Source organism: Micromonospora sp. KC606 (assembly GCF_004348675.1).
GTDB lineage: Bacteria > Actinomycetota > Actinomycetes > Mycobacteriales > Micromonosporaceae > Micromonospora.
Genome location: NZ_SMKN01000005.1, coordinates 70,037 through 88,503, shown reverse-complemented (window position 1 = coordinate 88,503; position 18,467 = coordinate 70,037). Strand labels below are relative to the sequence as shown.

Genomic DNA, 18,467 nt, shown 5'->3' with positions numbered 1-18,467 from the left:
CGCCCGCCCACCCCGCGACCGCCCGGTGACACGGCACGGCGCCGGCCACCGGGCGGGTTCGGGCGATCAGATTGCGGTGAGGGTGAGGGTTGCGGTGTAGGTTCCCGCGGCCGTCTCGGTGGGCAGGCTCAGCCGCAGGCCCGCGCCGAGCTGTGCGGTACCCCGACCGGCGCCGGCCGAGGCTGAGCCCAGCACCGCGCTGGCGCCCAGACCACCGCCGGTTCCGACGACGTACGGTGCCACCTCCGGGCCGGCAACCACGCCCTGTCCGGAACCCTGAGTCAGCACTCGGGGGCTCCAGCCGAGGTAGCCGGCGCTGAACTTCGCACCGCCCGGGCCGGTGAAGTCGGCCGGGATCTGCCCGGAGGCGCTCCATCCCGGTTGACCGGCGCGGGTGTCGGTCACCGTGACCGGCCGGAGCTCACCGTTGCTCTCCCACCGGTCGCCGCCGGCGGTGAGCTGTGCGGGCGGCAGCACCACGGCCCGGTCGTCCGGGTTGACACTGATCACCAGGGAGCCCTGCGTCTCGTCGATCGACGCGGTGATCGTCTGCGAGGCACCCGGCTCCTGCGGCGGGAACGCCACCCAGAGCGTCATCGGCTCACTGGTCGCGACCACAGCGTGGTCATCGTCGTACAGCTTGACCACGTACTCGCAGGCGTTTAGCTTCCGGGTCGCGGTGAAGGAATAGCTGGCACCCGCCTCACCCGCAATGACGGTCCAGTCGTCCGCGCCGGGGCACTTGCTGAACCAGTGGTAGCGGTCCAGCTCGGTCTGCGGGGCCTGTACAGCGTTGAGCGTGACGGTGTCGTTGGGCTGGTACTCGTCGGCCATGCCACTGATCGACAGGCCGACCTCCGGCCCGCCACCGGACAGCTCGCCCACGACGAACGAGTAGTCGACCGGCCCGGTGCTGACCGTCGTGCCGTTGGTCAGCGGCGCGTCGGCCTGGAACGTCAGCGTGTAGCTGCCCAGCGCGCTGAACGCCCAGTTCGAGTGCGCGTGGGTCTTCACCGGCACATCGATCGCGTCCGGCAGCCCGTCATCACCGCGGAACTTGATGATCGGACCGCCGAACGAGTCCTGCGTGAACAGCGTGACGTTGCCTGGCCCCTTCACGCCGACCAGGCTCAGCCGCACCTTGTTTCCCTCGAACACCCCCGTGTCGAGCGTCGTGGTGTTCCAACCCGGCCAGAGCAGATCCGGATCCTGGGTCATCGGCAGCAGCCACACCTGGCTCCCCGCCGGCCCGAGGAAGGCGAACCGGGGATCGTCCGGAACGGCCATGACCGCCTCCGGCAGGACCTGGAACGTCACGTCCGCCGGGTCCCGCTTCACCGCGGGGCTGACCGTGTCGTCGTTGACCTTCAACGACAGCGCACCACCCTCGTAGTGCACGTCGACCGCGTCGGTGTGCCCCTTGGACAGCACCACCTTCTCCGCCGCCAACGCAGCCGTGGGCGCCAGCACCGTGCCGGCGACCACCACCGCCCCGGCGACCAGGGCCGCGAAACCGCGAGCCCTCACTGTCGCATTCATACCTCCCCTTTCATACCGCGCACGCCTGCGCCCGGTGGTACATGCGACCGGAACCGGCGGTGCTGCGCCGCCCGGCATCTGCGGCCCGGGCTGTAGCGACTTCACCACGACGCCTTGCGCACCCCGGGCATCTCGCCGCGCAGGGCCAGCTCGCGGAACCGCACCCGGGAGAGCCCGAAGCGGGTCAGCACCCCCCGCGGACGGCCGTCGATCTGGTCGCGCGACCGCAGCCGTACCGGGCTGGAGTCGCGCGGCAGGCGGCTGAGCCGACGGACCGCCTCGGCGCGTACGTCCGGCTCGGTGTCCGGGTCAGCGACCAGCCGCTTCAGCTCCGCCCGCGCCTCCGCGTGCCGAGCCACCAGTTCCTCGCGGCGCGCCTGCCGGTTGACGAGGCTCTTCTTGGCCATCAGCGGGCCTCGCGGAACTCGACGTGCCGGCGTACGACCGGGTCGTACTTGCGCAGCACCAGTCGGTCGGGGTCGTTGCGGCGGTTCTTGCGGGTGACGTAGGTGTAGCCGGTGCCGGCGGTGCTGCGCAGCCGCACGATCGGGCGGACATCGGTCTGCCGAGCCATCAGACCATCACCCCACGAGCGCGCAACTCGGCCACGACCTTTTCGATGCCCTTGCGGTCCACAGTCTTCAGTGCCTTAGCCGTCAGGGTCAGTCGCACCCAGCGGCGCTCCGAGGGCAGCCAGAAGCGGTGGTTCTGCAGGTTCGGATTCCAGCGGCGGCGGGTGCGCCGGTGCGAGTGCGACACGGCATTGCCGAAGCTCGGCTTCGCGCCGGTGACGTCACAACGTCTGGACACAGTGGTAACTCCTCACTCAACTCGGCAACGATAACGACAATGGTTTTCAGTCTTGCATCAGCTGATCGGTCAGATCCATGCCGGGGTCGTCGACTATCTCGACGGAGCAGTCGGCGCCCAGGCGGTAACCCACACCACGCAGCGTCGTCACCACCGGCAGGTCGACGCCGATCTTGGCGCGCAGGCGCCGGACGTGGACTCGACGCTGCGGGGGCTCGTGTAGGGCTACCCCCAGACCCGGTCCAGCAACTGCAGCCGGGTGAAGACCTGGCGCGGGTGTTCGACCAGGCACCACAGCAGGTCGTACTCCCGACGGGTCAGCACGACCTCGGTGCCGCCGCGGTAGACCGCTCGCGCCTGCGGATGGATCCGCAGGTGTGCATCCGTGTCGCGCACCGGCGACGCCACCCATGGGTCACCACTCAGCAGCGCCAGCAGGGCAGCGAAGCGGTGGACGTCCTGCTCGCGAGCACCTGGGCCGAGCCTCAGCTGGACCGTGACGGTGAGGAACTCGTCGACCTGTCGCGCCTCGGCCGGCACCACCGGCACATCACCGTTCGCTTCGACAGCCCACATGCGCTTAGAATGACAATCGTTTTCAAGTAAGTCGAGAGGAACACGATGTCGTCGTCACCACAGGCTCCGATTCATGCCGTGACAGCCGACGCCAACACCCGCCCGTCGCTAACCGTGCTGTCCGGGTTCTGGCCGGCGGCAACCTTCGCCGTCGCCCGCGCGCTGCTCGCCGCCGATGAGTCGCTGCTGCTGGTGCGGCACGACCTCACCGGAATCCGCGACGGCGTCGTCCGCCGGGTGGTCCGCTCCGACGCCGGGATCATCGAGGACCAGCAGGTCGGGCTGCGGCACGGCTGTGTCTCCTGCACGCTGCGCGAGGACGTGCTGCCCACCCTCGTCCGGCTCACCCGCAGCCACCCCGGCCAGGACCTGGTGCTGATGCTGCCCGAGGTGGTCGAACCCGAGGCGGTCGCCGCCGCGGGCGTCCACTGTCTCATCGACGGCGCGCCGATCACCGATCTTCTCCGCGTCGACTCGTACGTCACCGTCCTCGACGCCGAGCACCTGCTCGACGGCCTGGCCAGCAGCGACGACCTCGCCGCGCTCGGAATCCAGGCCGCCCAGGACGACTACCGCGCGCTCGCCGACGTCGTGGTCCGCCAGATCGAATACGCCGACACCCTGGTGCTCTGGGGGCAGTCCCAAGAGGGCGAGTTCGACACCGGCCGGTTGTCGGTCCCGCTGCAGCGGATGGCACCGTGGGCTGCTCACATCCGGGTCGACGGCGACCGTGTGGATGCCAGCATGCTGACCCGTCAGCTGCGTCATACCCGTCGACACCGGCCGGAGACCCCGGGAGTGCTCGCCCGCGGGCTGCAGGGCTACCTCCTCGGCGAACACGAGCCGGAGCCCGACTGCGGGGTCGTCTCCGCCGTCTTCCGTGCCCGCCGGCCGTTCCATCCGCAGCGCCTGCACGACGTCCTCGAAGAGGTCAACGCCGAGGTGATCCGTTCCCGGGGCCACCTCTGGCTGGCCAGCCAGCCAGACACCGTGGTGGCCTGGGAGTTCGCCGGCGGCGGTCTGGCCATGGGTTCCCTCGGGCACTGGCTGGTGAGTCTCCCCGAGGGCCGCTGGGAGCACGTTTGCGACCAGCGCCGCCTCGCCGCCGCCCTGGACTGGGATCCCTACTACGGCGACCGGCACCAGCACCTGGTCTTCATCGGCCTCGACCTCGATGCCGTCGAACTGCACCGCGCCCTCGCCGACTGCCTGCTCACCGACGCCGAACTCGCCGACGGCGAGGAGGTTTGGCGCACCTACCACGACCCGTTCGCCGGCTGCTTCCCCCTTGAGGGGGAAGAGCTGACCGACACCGACACCGAAACCGAAACCGAAGGAGCGCAACCCGCATGAAGCCCGGAATCCACCCCGAGTACCGGCCCGTCGTCTACCGCGACAAGGGCGCCGACTTCGCCTTCCTCACCCGCTCCACCGCCACCAGCGACCAGACCATCGAGTGGACCGACGGCAACACCTACCCCGTCATCGATGTGCAGATCTCCTCAGCCAGTCACCCTTTCTGGACTGGAAAGCAGCGCCTGATCGACACCGCCGGCCGAGTCGAGAAGTTCCGTCAGAAGTACGCCCGCCGCGGACCCCAGGGCAAATGAGCACCAACACGCCCATCGACTGGACCGAACTGGCGCCGCAGCTGGTCGACGCCGCCCGGCAGGACCAGGCCTGGTACCTGACGACTGCCCGCGAGCTGGTCACCCCCGGCGACCGGCTCGCGGTCGACGTCGGCTGCGGCGCCGCCGGAATGGCCCTCGCCATCGCCCGGATGATGACCTGCGGCCGGGTGGTCGCGGTGGACGCGCACTCGGCCGTCCTCGACGCCGCCCGCGACCACATCCGCGCCGAATGGTCGGACCCACGGGTACGCATCGAGCCACTGCGCGCCGACATCCCCGCCGAGACGGCCGTCCTGCGCGAGACGCTCGGCGCGCCGGCTGACCTGGTTTGGGCATCGACCGCGGTGCACCACGTCGGCGACCAGCAGGCCGCGGTCACCGCCCTCGCCAGCCTGCTCGCACCACGGCACCTCTCTTGTCAACCTGCCGGCAGCAGAGAGGTCTCCAACTTGTTGGATTGGTGGCGGAAATCAGGGTCTGCAGCCATGATCTCCGAGGTTGTGGTCCGGGGTCGCTCGGGAAACACCTGCCGCCCACGGGCTGGCCCTCGAACGGCCTGCGCCCCGGCCACAACCGCCGGCGAGAGTGGCTCGAGAGAGGTCTGTTAAGCCCGAAGTTGGTCTGCCCTCCACGCCGGATCCTCCCTTTCCGGTCCTGCAAGGAAAACCCGTGCCCGCCGCAGCATCAACACCGCCCCGGGTCGTCATCGCCATCGATCCTCACAAGGCGTCCTGGACCGTCGTCGCGGTCGACAACCGACTCCAGCCACTGGCCGCGACCCGCGTCGAGGTCAACCGCGACGGCTACCGGCAATGACGTCGCTTCGCCGGCCGCTGGTCACATGCCGTCTGGGCGGTCGAAGGCGCCACCGGCCTCGGCGCCACGTTAACCTCTCGTCTGGCAGCCGACGGTGTCGACGTGGTTGATGTGCCCGCGAAACTCGCCCGCCGCGTTCGGATGCTCTCCACCGGGCACGGCCGCAAAACCGACCAGGCCGACGCCCTGTCAGTCGGAATCGCCGCACACACCGCTGCTCGACTCAACACCGCCGTCGTCGATGAGACCATCGCCGCCCTGCGGTGCCTGACCGAACATCGCGATGACCTCGTCCGCGGCCGCACCCAGATCGTCAACCGGCTGCATGCACTGCTGGCACAGCTCATTCCCGCCGGTCTGCCCCGCGGACTGACCGCCGACAACGCAGCCGCTGCGCTCCGCGGCATCCGCCCCAGGGCCGTGTCGGCCCGCACCATGCGCCAGGTCGCCGTGGAACTGCTCCAAGAGGTGCGCCGCCTCGACCGGCGCATCGCCGAGGCAACAGCAACGCTGTCCGCCGCGGTCGCAGCCTCCGGCACCACCCTGACCGATCTACACGGCATCGGCGACGTCACCGCCGCGAAGATCCTGGCCCGCGCCGGAGCCGTCAACAGGTTCCGGTCGCAGGCCGCATTCGCCTCGTACTGCGGTGTCGCGCCGATAGAAGTCTCCTCCGGTGACATCCAACGACACCGCCTCTCGCGCGCCGGCGACCGACAGCTGAACTACGCCCTGCACGTCATGGCCATGGCCCAGATCAAACGAGCAACCCCCGGCCGGGACTACTACCAGCACAAACGAGCCGCAGGCAAAACCCACAAGGCAGCCATGCGCTGCCTGAAGCGACGCCTGTCCGACGTCTTCTACCGCACCATGATCAAAGATACGGAGACCTCTCTGCTGCCGGCAGGTTGACAAGAGAGGTGCCGTTAGATCCACACTCCCGATCGCGGCACCGACCGCGCCTGCCGGTCCCGCCCGTCGGATAGCGCTGGCCGGGGCAGGTATGGCGGTCGTGGTCGAGCACCGGATGGGGCGGTTCGGGATGACCGGCGTTGGTGGCCGCCTCGTTGGCGAAGCGGCTCGGCCTCTTCCGGCCGACATGGCCTCGCGGGCCGAAGTAAACGGTCGTGCCGCAGGGGGGAGCGGCTCGACCAGGGCAGACATGTGTCGACCAACGGCACAGGAATATCCGCGGATACCACGTGACCAGCGTGCCGACCGATTCGTTGACCACACAGTTTCCAGTTGGACGGGCCAGGGATCACGCGATGACCAGCGACTACGACGACCTGCCGGTACGAATCCCTCCAGGGGCCATCGGGACGGTGGAGCGCAACCAACTCGTCGGCGACCGGTAACCGGCCGCGACGGATGGCGGACTGGCAGAACAGACGTCCGGCTGAGCGGCAAATCGCCCGGGTGATGCGCAAGCCTGAGCAGCCTGAGCAGGCTAACTTCCTGGAGCTCTTCTTCGACCTGGCGTTCATCTTCGCGCTCACCCGGGTCACCCTGCCGTTGATCGATCGTCTCGACGTCGTCGGCGCCGCACAGATGCTCGTGTTGCTGCTCGCCCTCTTCTGGCTGTGGTCCTTCACCGCCTGGGTAACCAACTACTTCAACCCGGAATCGAGCGAGATACAACTGCTCACCATCGTCAGCATGCTCGGCGCCGTGCTGATGGCGGCCGCGGAGCCCCAGGCGTTCACGGATCAAGGCATGCTGTTCGCCGGCACGTACGTGGCCGTCCACATCGGCCGTACGCTCGCCATCGTTTACCTCCTCCGAGCCGACGAGCGGCGACTCAATCCCACCCGGATCCTGTTCTGGTTCGGTGTCTCCGCCGTGCCGTGGATCGCCGGCGCGCTCAACTCCGACAGTACGGCCCGCCTGGCGCTGTGGGCGGTGGCGCTGGCGGTGGACTACACGGGCGGAAGGCTCCTGTGGCCCACGCCCAAACTGGGGCGGGTCCCAACATCGCAGTGGGTGTTCGCCCCCGAGCATCTGGCCGAGCGGTACCGGCAGTTCTACGTCATCGCGCTGGGTGAGACGATCTTCATCCTTGGCCGCACGCTCTTCTACAACGACCTCACCGCCGCCCGGATGGCGGCATTCGTGGTGGCGTTCACCACCACCGCGTTGATGTGGCGGATCTACATCCAGCGGGCCGGGCGGATCATGGGTGAGGCCATCAGGAGGTCGGCGCAGCCCAACCGGCTCGGTCGATCGATTGCCAACACCCACCTGCTGATGGTGATCGGCATCGTGTTCACCGCGGTGGGGTACGGGCTCGTCATCGGCGAGCCGCTCGGCCACACCGACCTGTCGTGGCTCGGTCCGACTCTCGGCGGGCCGGCGCTGTTCATCGTCGGGCGGGCCCGCTTCGAGTGGGCGGTGTTCTCCCGTGTCTCACCGTCCCGGCTGGTCGCGCTGGTCGTGATGGCCGCCCTGGCGGCACCGCTGCTCCTCGGGCCGCCGCTGCTCGTCACGATCACCACCGCGACGGTCCTGACCGGAATGGCCGTAGCCGACGCGCGGCGTGCTCGGGGCTGCCCGCCCGAGAAGCCGTCACCACCCCGCCGGTAGCCAATCGGCCGGACGCGAACCGGACAGCGGCATCGAACACGGCGTGCACCCCAACGAGATAAGACCACATCTCATTTGGGGTTGTTGCTGGGCAGGAGGGTGAGCTTGGTGGTGCGGCGGTAGCAGATGACGGCGCAGGCCAGTCGGGCAAACGAGGCGAAGTGTTCGGCCTTGCGTTCGTAGCGGCGGGCCAGGCGACGAAATCGGGTGACCCACTCCAGGCAGCGTTCGATGACGCAGCGGTGCCGGCCGAGTCGGGTCGGTGACTCGACGCCCTTGCGCGCGATGCGGGCGGTGATGCCCCGCCGCCGTAGGGCGGCACGGCAGGTGCGGTAGTCGTATCCCTTGTCCGCGTGGAGCTTGCCGGGCCGGCGGCGAGGACGGCCGACGGGCCCCTTGACCGGCGTGACGGAGTCGACCAACTGTTCCAACAGGAGGTGGTCGTTGGTGTTCGCAGCCGAGACGAGCGCGGTGAGTGGGATTCCGCCGCGCTCGCTGAGCGTGTGGATTTTCGCGGCTACGCTACCGAGGCCGCGCTGACAGTCCTGGCCCACGGCTTCGACACTCTTGGGCTTTCCGAGATCCTTGCTGTGACAACGGCCACCAACCTCCGTTCGCAGGCGGTGATGCGACGGATCGGCATGACCCGGGATCCGGTCGACGACTTCCGACGACCCTACCGCGCCCCGAAAGGCCACTGCGTCCGAACGTGCTGTACCGCATCGCCCGTAGTGCGAGGACCTGACGTTCTGCGCCGGATCGCTTGATCAGGGGGGAACTGCCTCAGCGGCCCGAAGTGCGCCTCGATGGGATTTACCCAAGTAGCTTTTCCTGTGGGCGGACAGGTTGTCCATGATCACATAGATCGGGGACTCCTTCCATGTCTTGGTGCGCTGGAAGGTGATGCCGTGGCGGGCGAGCAGGCAGCGGACGACGACGTGTTCCCACCGGCGCGTGGCGGCCATTGAGCCTGATCACCATCTTCGGCCGCTTGGCGGACGTGCCGTGACGCTCACGCCGCCTGGCTCGCGGGCGAGACCACCGCAGTTGGGACGCGTGTAGGTCGACTGTTGCTCGCGGTCTTCGATCAGGCGATTAATCGACGCGAGTACTGTTTACGGGCATGGCGACCGCCGAACTACCTGCCCGGTACAGCAGCATCAGCGTCGACGAGATGCAAGCGCGCTACCGCGTGGCCGCGGACATGCTGTACCCGTGCGACCGCGAACAGCAGGTCCGCCTGTACGAGGAAAGCCTCCAACTGGTTGGAGACCTGAACCTGGTCGACTGGACCGGTGACGGATACCCCTACAACGTTATCGTCGATGGCGACCTGACGGTTGAGGGTGATGTCACCTACTTCTGCGACGAGGGGCCTGGCTTCCTGCATCTGGTGACCGGGACGCTGCGGGCGCGCAACTTGTTCCTCAACGGCTTCCCTAACGTGGTGGTCCGCGGCGACCTGATCGTCACCCACGGCGTTCTCGGTTGCTACGGCGAGGACGGTGGGCTGCTCAAGGTGGCTGGCAAGGTCCAGGCGCAAACGGTCGTCAAGTCATGGCACTTCAACACGTCCTTCGCAAGCCGACCGCAGTCGGTGGTCGTCGCAGACCGGTCGGTCGCCGACGGCCCCAGCGACCACACCGAAGACCTCGCCGCATCCGCCCTCCTGCCAGACCTACTCAATAACGACGGCGACATCGACACCGACCGGGTCGAACAAGCCCTCCGGCGCGGGCAGCCAATCCTGCGCTCAGCCACGCCCTGACCCGGACGGGCGGAATCCGTCGCACTGGACCGCCTCGGCCGCCAGCGCGAATCGGTCGACCTGGCCGGCGGCGATTGCTTGCACCATCGGGTGATCCGCCAATGCATCCGCACCGGCTCCCGGACCGACGGTGGGCCAGAAGCTATCGCTGCCGGCACGCGGCGCGGCGGCTCTCAACCCACGGGTGCGGCTGAGGGCCACGAGGTAGCCGCTGACGTCATCGGCTTCAGGCATGTTGAGCTCGGTGTAGATGGCGTGGGCCTGTTCGTAGTGAGCCCTGGCCAGATCGGGGGCGCTGAGAGCGCGGTGGGCGTGACCGAGGCCGGTGTGGGCACGGGCCTGCTGGTGTCGGGTGCTGGCGTCGGTGGCGATGGCGAGCGCCTCGGCGTGGTGGGCCAGGGCCTCGGCTGGCCGGCCGGCGAGTTGGGCGGCCTCGCCGAGGCCGTTGGTGGACCATGCCTGGCCGTTGCGCTCGCCGGTGCCGCTGAAGCGGGTGAGCGCTTGCTGGAAGTACGTGGTGGCAGATTCCGGTTCGCCCAGGTGGAGATGGAGGAGGCCGAGAGTGTCCAGGACGTGGGCTTCGGTGATGGGACTGCCGAGCGGTTCCAGGAGGGTCAGGGACTGCCGCAGGTGGTCGGCGGCTGGCGGGTAGTCGCCCTGCCGCAGCTCGACGTTGGCGAGGTTGCACAGTGCGGTCGCTTCGCAGTACCGGGCGCCGACTTCCTGGAAGCTGCCGAGGGCCCGACGGTAGTGGTCGGCAGCGTCGGCGTAGCGGCCCACCCGTTCCTCCACCACACCTAGGTTGTTGAGCGCGAACGCCTCAGCGAGCCGGTCGCCGATCTGCCGGGCCAGGTCGATGCTGCGCAGATGGTCGTCGATGGCGTGCTGATGGCTGCCTAGCCGGTAACTGGTGATGCCGAGGCTGGTCAGGGTGAGTGCCTCGCCGACCAGGTCGCCGGTCCGCCGGAACCGGGCCAGCGCCTGCTGGAGGTGCTCGACGGCTAACTCGTACCGGCTCAACCGGTTGTAGGCAAGGCCTAATTGGCGCAGGGCGTGTGCTGCTCCGGTGTGGTCCCCTGTCCGCTCGGCTGCCCGGTAGGCGTGCTCGTTGATGGTCACCATCTCGGTGAGGTGGGCGTCGCTGAGGTAGCGGAACAGGATTCGCGCGAGACCGACGACGTAGCCGGAGTTGCCGAGCGTGGCGGCCTGCGCCGCGACCGCCATCAGGCAGAATCGTTCGTTCTCCAGCCAGGCGCGGGCGGTCTCCGGATCGCTCAGGTCCGGAGCTGTGGGGTCCGAGGCGGTCGGCTCGGGTCGGTAGTGCGCCTCCGCCGGGTGCAGGGTGTCCATCGCGGACACCGCCGCGGCCTGGTAGTAGTCGAACAGCCGCTGCTGGGTAGCCTGACGCTGGTGGCCAGTCTCCTGGCTGGTGGCCAGGTGGGCGGCGTACGCGCGCAGCAGGTCGTGCATGCCGTACCGGCCGCTTCCGACCCGGTGCACCAGGGGGCACGGGCAAGCAGCGCCAGCATTCGCCGGGCCTGGTCCAGACCGGTGTTGGCCAGCGCAGCCGCCGCGTACGGATCCAAGTCCGGGCCGGAATGCAGGCCAAGCAGCCGGAAGACCCGCACGGCCTCCGCCGGCAGATGCTGGATCGACCAGGAGAACACCTCGCGTACCGCAGCGTACGGGTCGCCGCCGGCATCCAGCAGCTCCAGCCGCGTCCGCCGGTCGGCCAGCTCCGCCACCAGGTCGGCCAAGGTGCTGTCTGGCCGGGACATCACCAGCTCGGCTGCGACCCGCAACGCCAGCGGCAGCCGGGCGCACTGCTCGGCCAGCGCCTCGGCGGCCTCCGGCTCCGCCTGGATTCGCTGGCCGACCAGCCGGCGCAGCAGCGCGACCGCTTCGGCGGTTGGTAGCAGGTCCAGATCAAGACGGTGGGCGCCCTGCACGGCGACCAGTCCGGCCAGGCTGTCCCGGCTGGTCACCACCACCAGGCACGAACCGGTGCCGGGCAGCAACGGGCGTACCTGCGCCGCGCTGGCGACGTTGTCCAACAGGATGAGCATCCGGCGCCCGGCCAGCTCGCTACGGTACCGGGCGGCCCGCTCCTCCACGTCCAGCGGGATGTTCTGGCCGGTCACCCCTAACGCGGTGAGGAACCTGGCCAGCGCGTCGCCTGCGGGCATGGGCTGCTCCGGATCATAGCCGCGCAGGTTCACGTACAACTGCCCATCCGGGAACCGATCCGCCACCCGATGCGCCCAATGCACCGCCAGCGAGGTCTTGCCCACCCCGGCAGCGCCCCCGATCGCGGTAATCACCACCGCCTGCGGGGCGTCGCCGCTCCCTCCACCCATCATCTGGTCGAGACGGTGCAGATCCGCGGCACGGCCGGTGAATCCGGCTACGTCGGCGGGCAGCTGGGCCGGCCGGCGCAGAATGGCGTTGGCCGGCGCCGCGCTCGTGCCGGGCGTCTCGGTGGTGGCGGTGGCGGTGAGCTCCGGGTCGTGGCGCAGCATCCGCTGATGCAGCTCCCGTAGCACCGGCCCCGGATCGCTGCCTAACTCATCTACCAGCCGGGTGCGCAACAGCCGGTAGTGCGCCAACGCGTCAGCCTGCCGGCCACTGCGGTACAGGGCCAGCATCAACTGCCTAGCCCGCCGCTCATCCAGCGGATGCTCCGCCGCGGCCGCGGTCAACTCGGGCAACAACGGTGCATGTTCACCGGAACGCAGCAACACATCCGTGCGGTCCAGCCCGGCGGCGAGCCGCTCCGTCTCCAGCGCGTCGGCGACCATCCGCAGCCAGTCGCTGTCCAGATCAGCGAACGGCCGACCCTTCCACAGCGCCATCGCCTTCCGCCACAGGTCCGCCGCACGATCGTCATCGGGCGTCTGCCTGGCCCGCGTCGCCAGTGCCCGGAACCGATGAAGGTCCACTGTGTACGAATCGATTTCCAGCGTGTAGGTGCCGGACCGCCGGACCAGCACGGGACCACCCACGCCACTTAGCACATCGCGCAGCCGAGACAGATACGTGTGCATCGTCTGCCGGGCCCGCTGGGGCGGAGTCGACCCCCACAGGCGTTCGATCAACTGATCGAGTGACACCGGGGCACCCGGCTCGACCAATAGCACCGCCAGCACTGTGCGCTGCCGGGCCGTACCCAAGGCCACCGGACCGCTTGCCGCGTACGCCACCACCGGTCCCAGAATCTGGAACCGCATCGGTCATCCCCCCATCGGCACCCTTGACGCCGCATGCTGCGGACTTCAAGCGCGCACAAGTACCGGTACGGTCAGTTCCGCACCCACCATACGGGCTCAACGAAGTTGATAGGGGTCTGCTGGCGCTGTAGGTCTGTCCGAAGTGCACCTGATGCGAAGGTGACGCATGGTTGATCAGCTGGCCGGTTTCGACCGGCGGGAAGGCTGCGGTACACCGACCGAATCGGCCCGCTCGGGACGACGCAACGGCGGGAGCTGGCCGCGCTGCTGGTCCGCTGATCCTCCCGCGCCGAGGCAGGGTCATGCGCCTATGGCCAATGCCGCTACCCGCGTCCTGGTCCGGGCCGCCGGCGAGACGAAGGAACGGGTGGCCGCGCCGGCAGTGGGACCGACCGGAGCCGCTGCCGGACGTGTAGGTGCAGCCGACGGCGGTGGTCGATATCCAGGTGGACACTGCGTTTGAACGAGGGCGGTGGCGGCACCAGGTGCGCTGCGCCTGGCGGGACTGTCAGGAGGATCCTGCGAGGCGGTGCCCTGGCAAGCTGAAATGGTTGCTTCAGCGGGAAGGATCACCACTGACTCAGGCTGACGGGGCGGCGGGTGGGTCGAGCCTACTGGCTGCGTTACAGCCGCGTGATCGCAACGGCTCACCGCCGGCAGCGCGGTCCGGTCATGTTCCGTTCGATTCTCGGACCCGCCTGGCGTTGGGCTATCACGATCGCGGTGCCGTGGCGCGTTTCGGCGAACAGCTGTAGATCAAGAGTTTGGTACCATTTGCCGTCCAGCGCCAACCCCCGGTCGGTGCCGGCAATGGTCGGGCGGGGCGCGGCTGGTCAGCCAGTGGCAGACCAGCCGGTCGGCGATGTTGGCGTCGACCATGCTGCCCGCCGGGCATCGCCGCCGCCCGTCTCACGAAGCGGCCAAAACCGGACGAGGTACCGCTCCAGACCCTCGAGACTCCGCCAGGCCGCCATCGTGTCATCAACCGAGGCGTACAGGGTCTCCTCCCGGACCCGGCGCGCCGCTTCCCGCATCTCGGCCCGCCCGCTGTGCCCGAGGCTCACGGCATAGCTGCCCGGTCCGGCTCCGGCATCGATGTCCAGCACGGCCGCCGGTACGTCGTTGTCGGCCGCGTCCACCAAGATCCGTCCGGTCGGTAGGTCGAGAGTGGCGTGCGGCTCCCAGAGCCAGGGAGGCGTGTCGGCGGGCTCCGCATCGAGGATCTCGATGCGGAGGTACGGCCTGCTGAGCTGGTCGGCGCAGCGCACCAGAAGGACGCTGCCAGCGGCACCGTGGCCGCGCCCGGCACGGCTGCCGGGGATGCGCGCGGCGTCGGCGGCACCTTGCTGCGCGGCAGCGGTGTCGGCGCTGACGTCTCGCACGAGGAACAAACCGTCCGCGGTGCGGATCACGCATTCGACGACTGCCGGCATAGCGGTTCCTGTTCCACCCTTCCCTGGTTGCTCGGCGCTGCCAGCGGCGCCGAGCAACCAGGGCTACGGGTCAGCGGTCGATGGACACGAAGAACGGATCGTTGTTGAGAATCCGTTGGGGCTGGTAGAAGCCTAGATTCAGGTACCGGCGGCCGGATTCCTGGTTGTCCAGCTCCCCGATGAGACGGGAGGACCCGTGCCAGGTTTGCCAACCGTTGGTGTCTCCGTTGGATGCGCTGCTGCCGGTGTACGCGCCTTCCCTGGTTGAGGCGAACGGAAACTCGTCGCAGTTGAGGTTCGGGGTCGCCGCGCCCGGACCCCAAACGTCTTCGCAGACCTTACCGGCGTACGCGCGGTTCCGGTCCAACAGCGTACTGTCGACCAGGCGATGCAACGGTCGCTGGTTGGCACCCAGCGATGGCTTGAACTCCCCCGGCGGGGTCTTGAGCGGGAACGAGGGGAAAGTGCGCTCGACACGGTGCAGCGCGTCATCGATGTGCTGAATCGATTCCCTGACGCCCTGCTCGTTACCGTCGGCCCGAGCCAGCGCCAGCAGGTCGAAGGTGGGAATGAAGTCGGAGAAGACCGTACCGTTGTGTTTGCCCGCCACCTGGCCGGCCGAGTCGAAGCGCACGTGGGCCCTGGTCATGTCGCTTTCGACCCACGGCACGGTCTTCGGATCTACCGGGGTGATCGCCATGTTGAGCTCGACCAGGCTGTTGACCAAATACTCGGCACCAATGCCGGTATTGTCCACCGAGGTCATCGTGATGTCGAACCGGGGATCGAGCCGCCAGGCGCTGAGCAGCTGCTCTCGCGCACCCGACCCCGGACTACAGGTGACGAGGCCGCTGCTACAACCACTCAGATCGACTCTCATCGGGGTCGTCTCGCGCTCCTGGCCACCCAGCGCCGTCCAGTTGTCGAAGGTCAGGGTGAAGTCCACCCGCCGGGTGCCGTTCTGCGCGACACCAATCAGCGTGTAGTCGAACTCCACGCTGGCCACCACGGTGGTGCAGCCGGCACAGCGCAGCTCAACCTTGCGGTGGCCGATATGGCACCGGCTGAACCGGTCGGCCAGCCAACCCTCTTGTGTGGCGGCGGCCTCAGCGTGCTCGCTTCGGCAAACCTCCTTGAGCTCGTCTTCTGCGGACGCGATGGCGCGGTCGGTGCTGCGCGGAAGTGCGCTGTTGGTCTGCGGTGGCGCGTCGGGGGGCACCGGCGTACCCCCCACCGACTCGGTGACGAACCAGCCGAGTTCGGCCGACGCCGGGGCCGCTGCGGCGGGTGCCGCGGCAACGCTCGTCACAAGAGTCGTTGTCAACAGCACGGCGAGTCGCTTCAGAACGGCGGCGGTCACGCGAATTCCTTTCGGACGCAGCTGTGGCCCAGGCAGGCGTAGAGCAGTCGGCCGGTCTTGGCCTGGTAGACCATCGTGTATCCGGCATAGGACCGGTCGGTCTGCCGGCTCAGTCCGGTCGCCGGGTTGTCACTGGTCACCACGTGCACCTTCTCGGCGCCGTTGACGGTGTTGAGGATCGTTCCGGAGCGGCGTGTGACGTCGGCTGCCGTCAACGTCGTCGTGTTCACACCCGCTGCCGCCTTGCGGTCGCCAACGGCGGCACGGGCGCGCTGCCGGGCGACGTCCGCCGTGACCGGAGTGCCGTGCTTCGCCGCGGCCGTGGTCCGGCGGGTGGTGTTGCATACCTTGCGGGCCTGCACACACTCGGCCAGTCCGGGAACGGTGGTCAGGCACTGGGTGGCGTCGGCGGCCAAGCAGGCAGCCAGGGCGCGCTGGTCCACCCCGTTGTGCACGCCGCCGACCGGTCGCGCCGGTGCCGGCGGGACGCTGCTGGTCAGGGCCAGCGAGTCGACACCGGGTTTACCGACCACGAATCGATCCACTTCCGCCGAGCCGCCGGTGCTCGAGGGGCGCGTGACCAGTGACGTGGTAAAGCAGTGGGGTGGAGTGTGGGGCTTCTTCAACGTCAGCGTCAGCGGATCCGGCTGTCCACAGATGTTGGCGGGGAAGGCAGCGACCTCTGTTACCCGCGGACGGCGCCACAAGCCCTCGCTGCCAAGAATCTGCACCCGGTCCTCGAACGCCGTGTCCAACGCCGTGTTCTCGTCGTACTGCCCCATCAGTCCGTACTGCAGGTCCCGCGTGTGGCCGCCGGTGGCGAGCCGGGTCGTGCCAACGGGATTGAAGTCGTAGAACATATCCCATTCGCCGTCGGAGTTGCCCAGACTCATCCAGGTGTGCATAGAGCTATCGTCGAGTGTCGAGTCCACTTCGTCGATGGCGTGGTACTCCTGGACCATCCACCCGTTACTGAGGCCCGTCTCCAGCCAGTAGGCCGAGTGAGTGGTGGCACTGGTGCTGGCCCGGTGGTCGCCCCGCCAGCCCATTTCTACGTAGTCGTATCCGATCTCGTCCCCTGTGCTGGTAACCGGGTTCCAGTTGATTTGGTTGGACAGGGTGTTGGCGTCGGGAGTGGTGGAGCCCGCTTCACTCAATCTCATCGGGTGCTGGCGCCACGCTCCCATCACGCCGGAGGCCAGGCCCGACGAGCGTACGCACAGCGCGGTGGCCCTGCGGGCAGGACAGTCGAAGGTACCGACTCGGGTGCGCCACATCTGCGTCGAGTAGTTGCCACAGCTCCACATCGTCACCGGCGCGTTCTCCGCGCTGGTGAACAGATCGAGGCAGCGTCCGTCGCGCTTGTTGCGTAGCTGGAAGCCGCCGGTGGGGTACGTTCGGGCGGTCCCGGTGGTCCACAGCTGCTGGCTTGCGGTGCCGCAGTCGGCGAGCACGACGCTCGCGTTATTGGCCGCAGCCGCCGCCTGCAGGCAGCGGTTGGACGAGGCGTGCCTGATGCGGTAGACGGGCGCGGCGCCCGGCGTGATGACCTGGAAACTCCAGCGTTGCCTTTTGACGTCGGCTGGCTGGCCGACCTGGTAGGTGCGAGTCTTGACCGTGGTGCCTGCGGCGTCGGCGTCGGTGGTCAGCACCTGGAGGTCATCCTTGGCGGCCTGACCGATGGCCACCGGGTCCGGTGCCGGGACCGCGGCCTCAGCCGCAGTGGCTGGTACTAGAAGGACTCCCGCTGCCAGGGTGGCGGCGAGTACCGTCGCACATCGGCGTCGGACTTGCTGCATACATGCTCCTCCCGCGATGCCGCGGAGACGCGGGGCACGACTCGACGGACCAGCGGCCCCCCGTACCCCTTTGGCGTTGCTGTCCGGTCGAAGTCTGAGGTCTCAGGTTTGAACCTCGATTGCAGCCGGATTGAATACGCAGCACACGCCCCTACAGCGACTACTGACGAGCAGGGCGGCTGACCCACTTCACGGCCATGTCCGCGCCCCGACGTCGATCTTGTGAGTAGCGCTGCGTAGCGCACGGGTCGGCATGAGCGTGTGGTGGTCATGGCGCGAAGCCGCCGTCGTTCGGGATCGTTCGAGATCGCCGCCACGATGACCACCCCGACTCATAATGAGTGAGTTCGCGGACGCGATAGCTCTGACGCACTAAGAGAGATCTCGTCAGTCCACTAGGCGGAAACAATGCAGGCGGAGGTGCCAGCAAAAAGAGCAACTGTTATTGTCGCGACAATTCTCACGATTCTCGTGGGGGGACAAGGCCCGGCCCTGGCCGCAGATTTCGCGAGGCCGTTCGAGGACGATATAGCTACCTTCACCTATGATTCAGGTGGCGATTCGTGCTCGGAGAGCTGGGCACTTGTCCCGACCGTTGGATGGGTCATGACCGCCAAGGGCTGCTTCAGCAAGTACGGCGACATCTGGCGTATCCAAGACAGCTTCGCAGATGGAAGCCAAACGTTCATCTACTGGGAGAACTGACTGAAAGACGGCTCCACGTGGCGGCCATACCGTCACGGCGAGTGCAACAACAACCTAAACGCCCCCAGCTGGGGCAGATGCAACAAGGATTACTACGAATCCTCCAGCACCAACTACTACGGCGACAAGGGTAGCAGAATTCGCTTCCAAACTTGTCGTCGATCCCCCCTCGACAACATATGCACCCCCGCCAGCATCAACGATGCACCCTGGATTC

18 protein-coding genes and 2 pseudogenes are annotated in these 18,467 nt (G+C 68.1%); 9 read left to right on the top strand and 11 right to left on the bottom strand.

Translation table 11 applies throughout. The features are described from left to right. Positions 1-66: 66 nt before the first annotated feature. The 5 genes and pseudogenes from E1193_RS02620 to E1193_RS02600 form a co-directional block, all read right to left on the bottom strand. Entirely contained in the window at positions 67-1,539 is a 1,473-nt protein-coding gene (locus E1193_RS02620; RefSeq protein ID WP_207922522.1) for a choice-of-anchor M domain-containing protein, read from the bottom strand. Positions 1,540-1,640: 101 nt separating this feature from the next. Beyond that, complete coding sequence (rpsN, locus tag E1193_RS02615; RefSeq protein WP_132179838.1) at positions 1,641-1,946, bottom strand: 30S ribosomal protein S14; 306 nt, start codon at positions 1,944-1,946, stop codon at positions 1,641-1,643. Further along, positions 1,946-2,113 carry a 50S ribosomal protein L33 gene (rpmG, locus tag E1193_RS02610; protein WP_013287204.1) on the bottom strand — a complete coding sequence of 56 codons (168 nt, stop codon included), beginning with the start codon at positions 2,111-2,113 and terminating at the stop codon, positions 1,946-1,948. Before rpmG ends, rpsN begins: the two co-directional genes overlap by 1 nt. Further along, positions 2,113-2,349: a 50S ribosomal protein L28 gene (rpmB, locus tag E1193_RS02605; protein WP_132179836.1), complete on the bottom strand. Its 237-nt coding sequence runs from the start codon at positions 2,347-2,349 to the stop codon at positions 2,113-2,115. Before rpmB ends, rpmG begins: the two co-directional genes overlap by 1 nt. A 46-nt stretch (positions 2,350-2,395) precedes the next feature. After that, positions 2,396-2,925, bottom strand: a pseudogene (locus E1193_RS02600) (winged helix-turn-helix domain-containing protein). 45 nt (positions 2,926-2,970) lie between these two features. Here E1193_RS02600 and E1193_RS02595 point away from each other — a divergent pair. The 6 genes and pseudogenes from E1193_RS02595 (at position 2,971) to E1193_RS02575 (ending at position 7,958) form a co-directional block, all read left to right on the top strand. After that, the gene (locus tag E1193_RS02595) at positions 2,971-4,278 is read left to right on the top strand and encodes a GTP-binding protein (protein WP_132179834.1); all 1,308 of its coding nucleotides are present in this window, start codon (positions 2,971-2,973) and stop codon (positions 4,276-4,278) included. After that, on the top strand, positions 4,275-4,535 hold the full coding sequence (locus tag E1193_RS02590) for a type B 50S ribosomal protein L31 (RefSeq protein WP_132179832.1): 261 nt from the start codon (positions 4,275-4,277) through the stop codon (positions 4,533-4,535). Before E1193_RS02595 ends, E1193_RS02590 begins: the two co-directional genes overlap by 4 nt. Continuing rightward, entirely contained in the window at positions 4,532-5,164 is a 633-nt protein-coding gene (locus E1193_RS02585) for a class I SAM-dependent methyltransferase (RefSeq protein ID WP_243707241.1), read from the top strand. Before E1193_RS02590 ends, E1193_RS02585 begins: the two co-directional genes overlap by 4 nt. Positions 5,165-5,225: 61 nt before the next feature. Then, a complete protein-coding gene (locus tag E1193_RS32395; RefSeq protein ID WP_207922521.1) occupies positions 5,226-5,372 on the top strand; it encodes a hypothetical protein in 147 nt (48 codons plus the stop codon). 33 nt (positions 5,373-5,405) lie between these two features. Then, a pseudogene (locus E1193_RS02580) lies at positions 5,406-6,287 on the top strand (IS110 family transposase); the annotation flags it as partial. 510 nt (positions 6,288-6,797) lie between these two features. After that, on the top strand, positions 6,798-7,958 hold the full coding sequence (locus E1193_RS02575) for a low temperature requirement protein A (RefSeq protein WP_132179830.1): 1,161 nt from the start codon (positions 6,798-6,800) through the stop codon (positions 7,956-7,958). A gap of 71 nt (positions 7,959-8,029) precedes the next feature. On the opposite strand, the gene E1193_RS02570 is transcribed toward E1193_RS02575, so the two are convergent. Beyond that, positions 8,030-8,512, bottom strand: coding sequence for an IS5 family transposase (locus tag E1193_RS02570; RefSeq protein ID WP_165945605.1), 483 nt, complete (start codon positions 8,510-8,512; stop codon positions 8,030-8,032). Between E1193_RS02570 and E1193_RS32815 the strand changes: the two genes are divergently transcribed. Next, entirely contained in the window at positions 8,396-8,725 is a 330-nt protein-coding gene (locus E1193_RS32815) for a GNAT family N-acetyltransferase (RefSeq protein ID WP_347877007.1), read from the top strand. The genes E1193_RS02570 and E1193_RS32815 overlap by 117 nt on opposite strands. Positions 8,726-9,081: 356 nt before the next feature. Continuing rightward, positions 9,082-9,726: a hypothetical protein gene (locus E1193_RS02560; RefSeq protein WP_132179826.1), complete on the top strand. Its 645-nt coding sequence runs from the start codon at positions 9,082-9,084 to the stop codon at positions 9,724-9,726. Here E1193_RS02560 and E1193_RS32390 read toward each other — a convergent pair. The 5 genes from E1193_RS32390 to E1193_RS02540 all read right to left on the bottom strand — a co-directional run bounded on the left by E1193_RS32390 (position 9,712) and on the right by E1193_RS02540 (position 17,398). Then, positions 9,712-11,076: a tetratricopeptide repeat protein gene (locus tag E1193_RS32390; protein ID WP_207922524.1), complete on the bottom strand. Its 1,365-nt coding sequence runs from the start codon at positions 11,074-11,076 to the stop codon at positions 9,712-9,714. The genes E1193_RS02560 and E1193_RS32390 overlap by 15 nt on opposite strands. Next, entirely contained in the window at positions 11,001-12,953 is a 1,953-nt protein-coding gene (locus tag E1193_RS32385) for a BTAD domain-containing putative transcriptional regulator (RefSeq protein WP_243707239.1), read from the bottom strand. The genes E1193_RS32390 and E1193_RS32385 overlap by 76 nt, the downstream gene beginning before the upstream one ends. Positions 12,954-13,786: 833 nt before the next feature. Then, positions 13,787-14,386 (bottom strand): hypothetical protein, encoded by a 600-nt coding sequence (locus E1193_RS02550; protein ID WP_132179824.1) that lies wholly within the window; start codon positions 14,384-14,386, stop codon positions 13,787-13,789. Between the two features lie 70 nt (positions 14,387-14,456). After that, entirely contained in the window at positions 14,457-15,746 is a 1,290-nt protein-coding gene (locus tag E1193_RS02545) for a hypothetical protein (RefSeq protein ID WP_132179822.1), read from the bottom strand. Then, positions 15,743-17,398: an RICIN domain-containing protein gene (locus E1193_RS02540; RefSeq protein WP_165945604.1), complete on the bottom strand. Its 1,656-nt coding sequence runs from the start codon at positions 17,396-17,398 to the stop codon at positions 15,743-15,745. The genes E1193_RS02545 and E1193_RS02540 overlap by 4 nt, the downstream gene beginning before the upstream one ends. A 555-nt stretch (positions 17,399-17,953) precedes the next feature. Here E1193_RS02540 and E1193_RS02535 point away from each other — a divergent pair. Then, the gene (locus tag E1193_RS02535) at positions 17,954-18,250 is read left to right on the top strand and encodes a hypothetical protein (protein ID WP_132179818.1); all 297 of its coding nucleotides are present in this window, start codon (positions 17,954-17,956) and stop codon (positions 18,248-18,250) included. Positions 18,251-18,467: the final 217 nt, after the last annotated feature.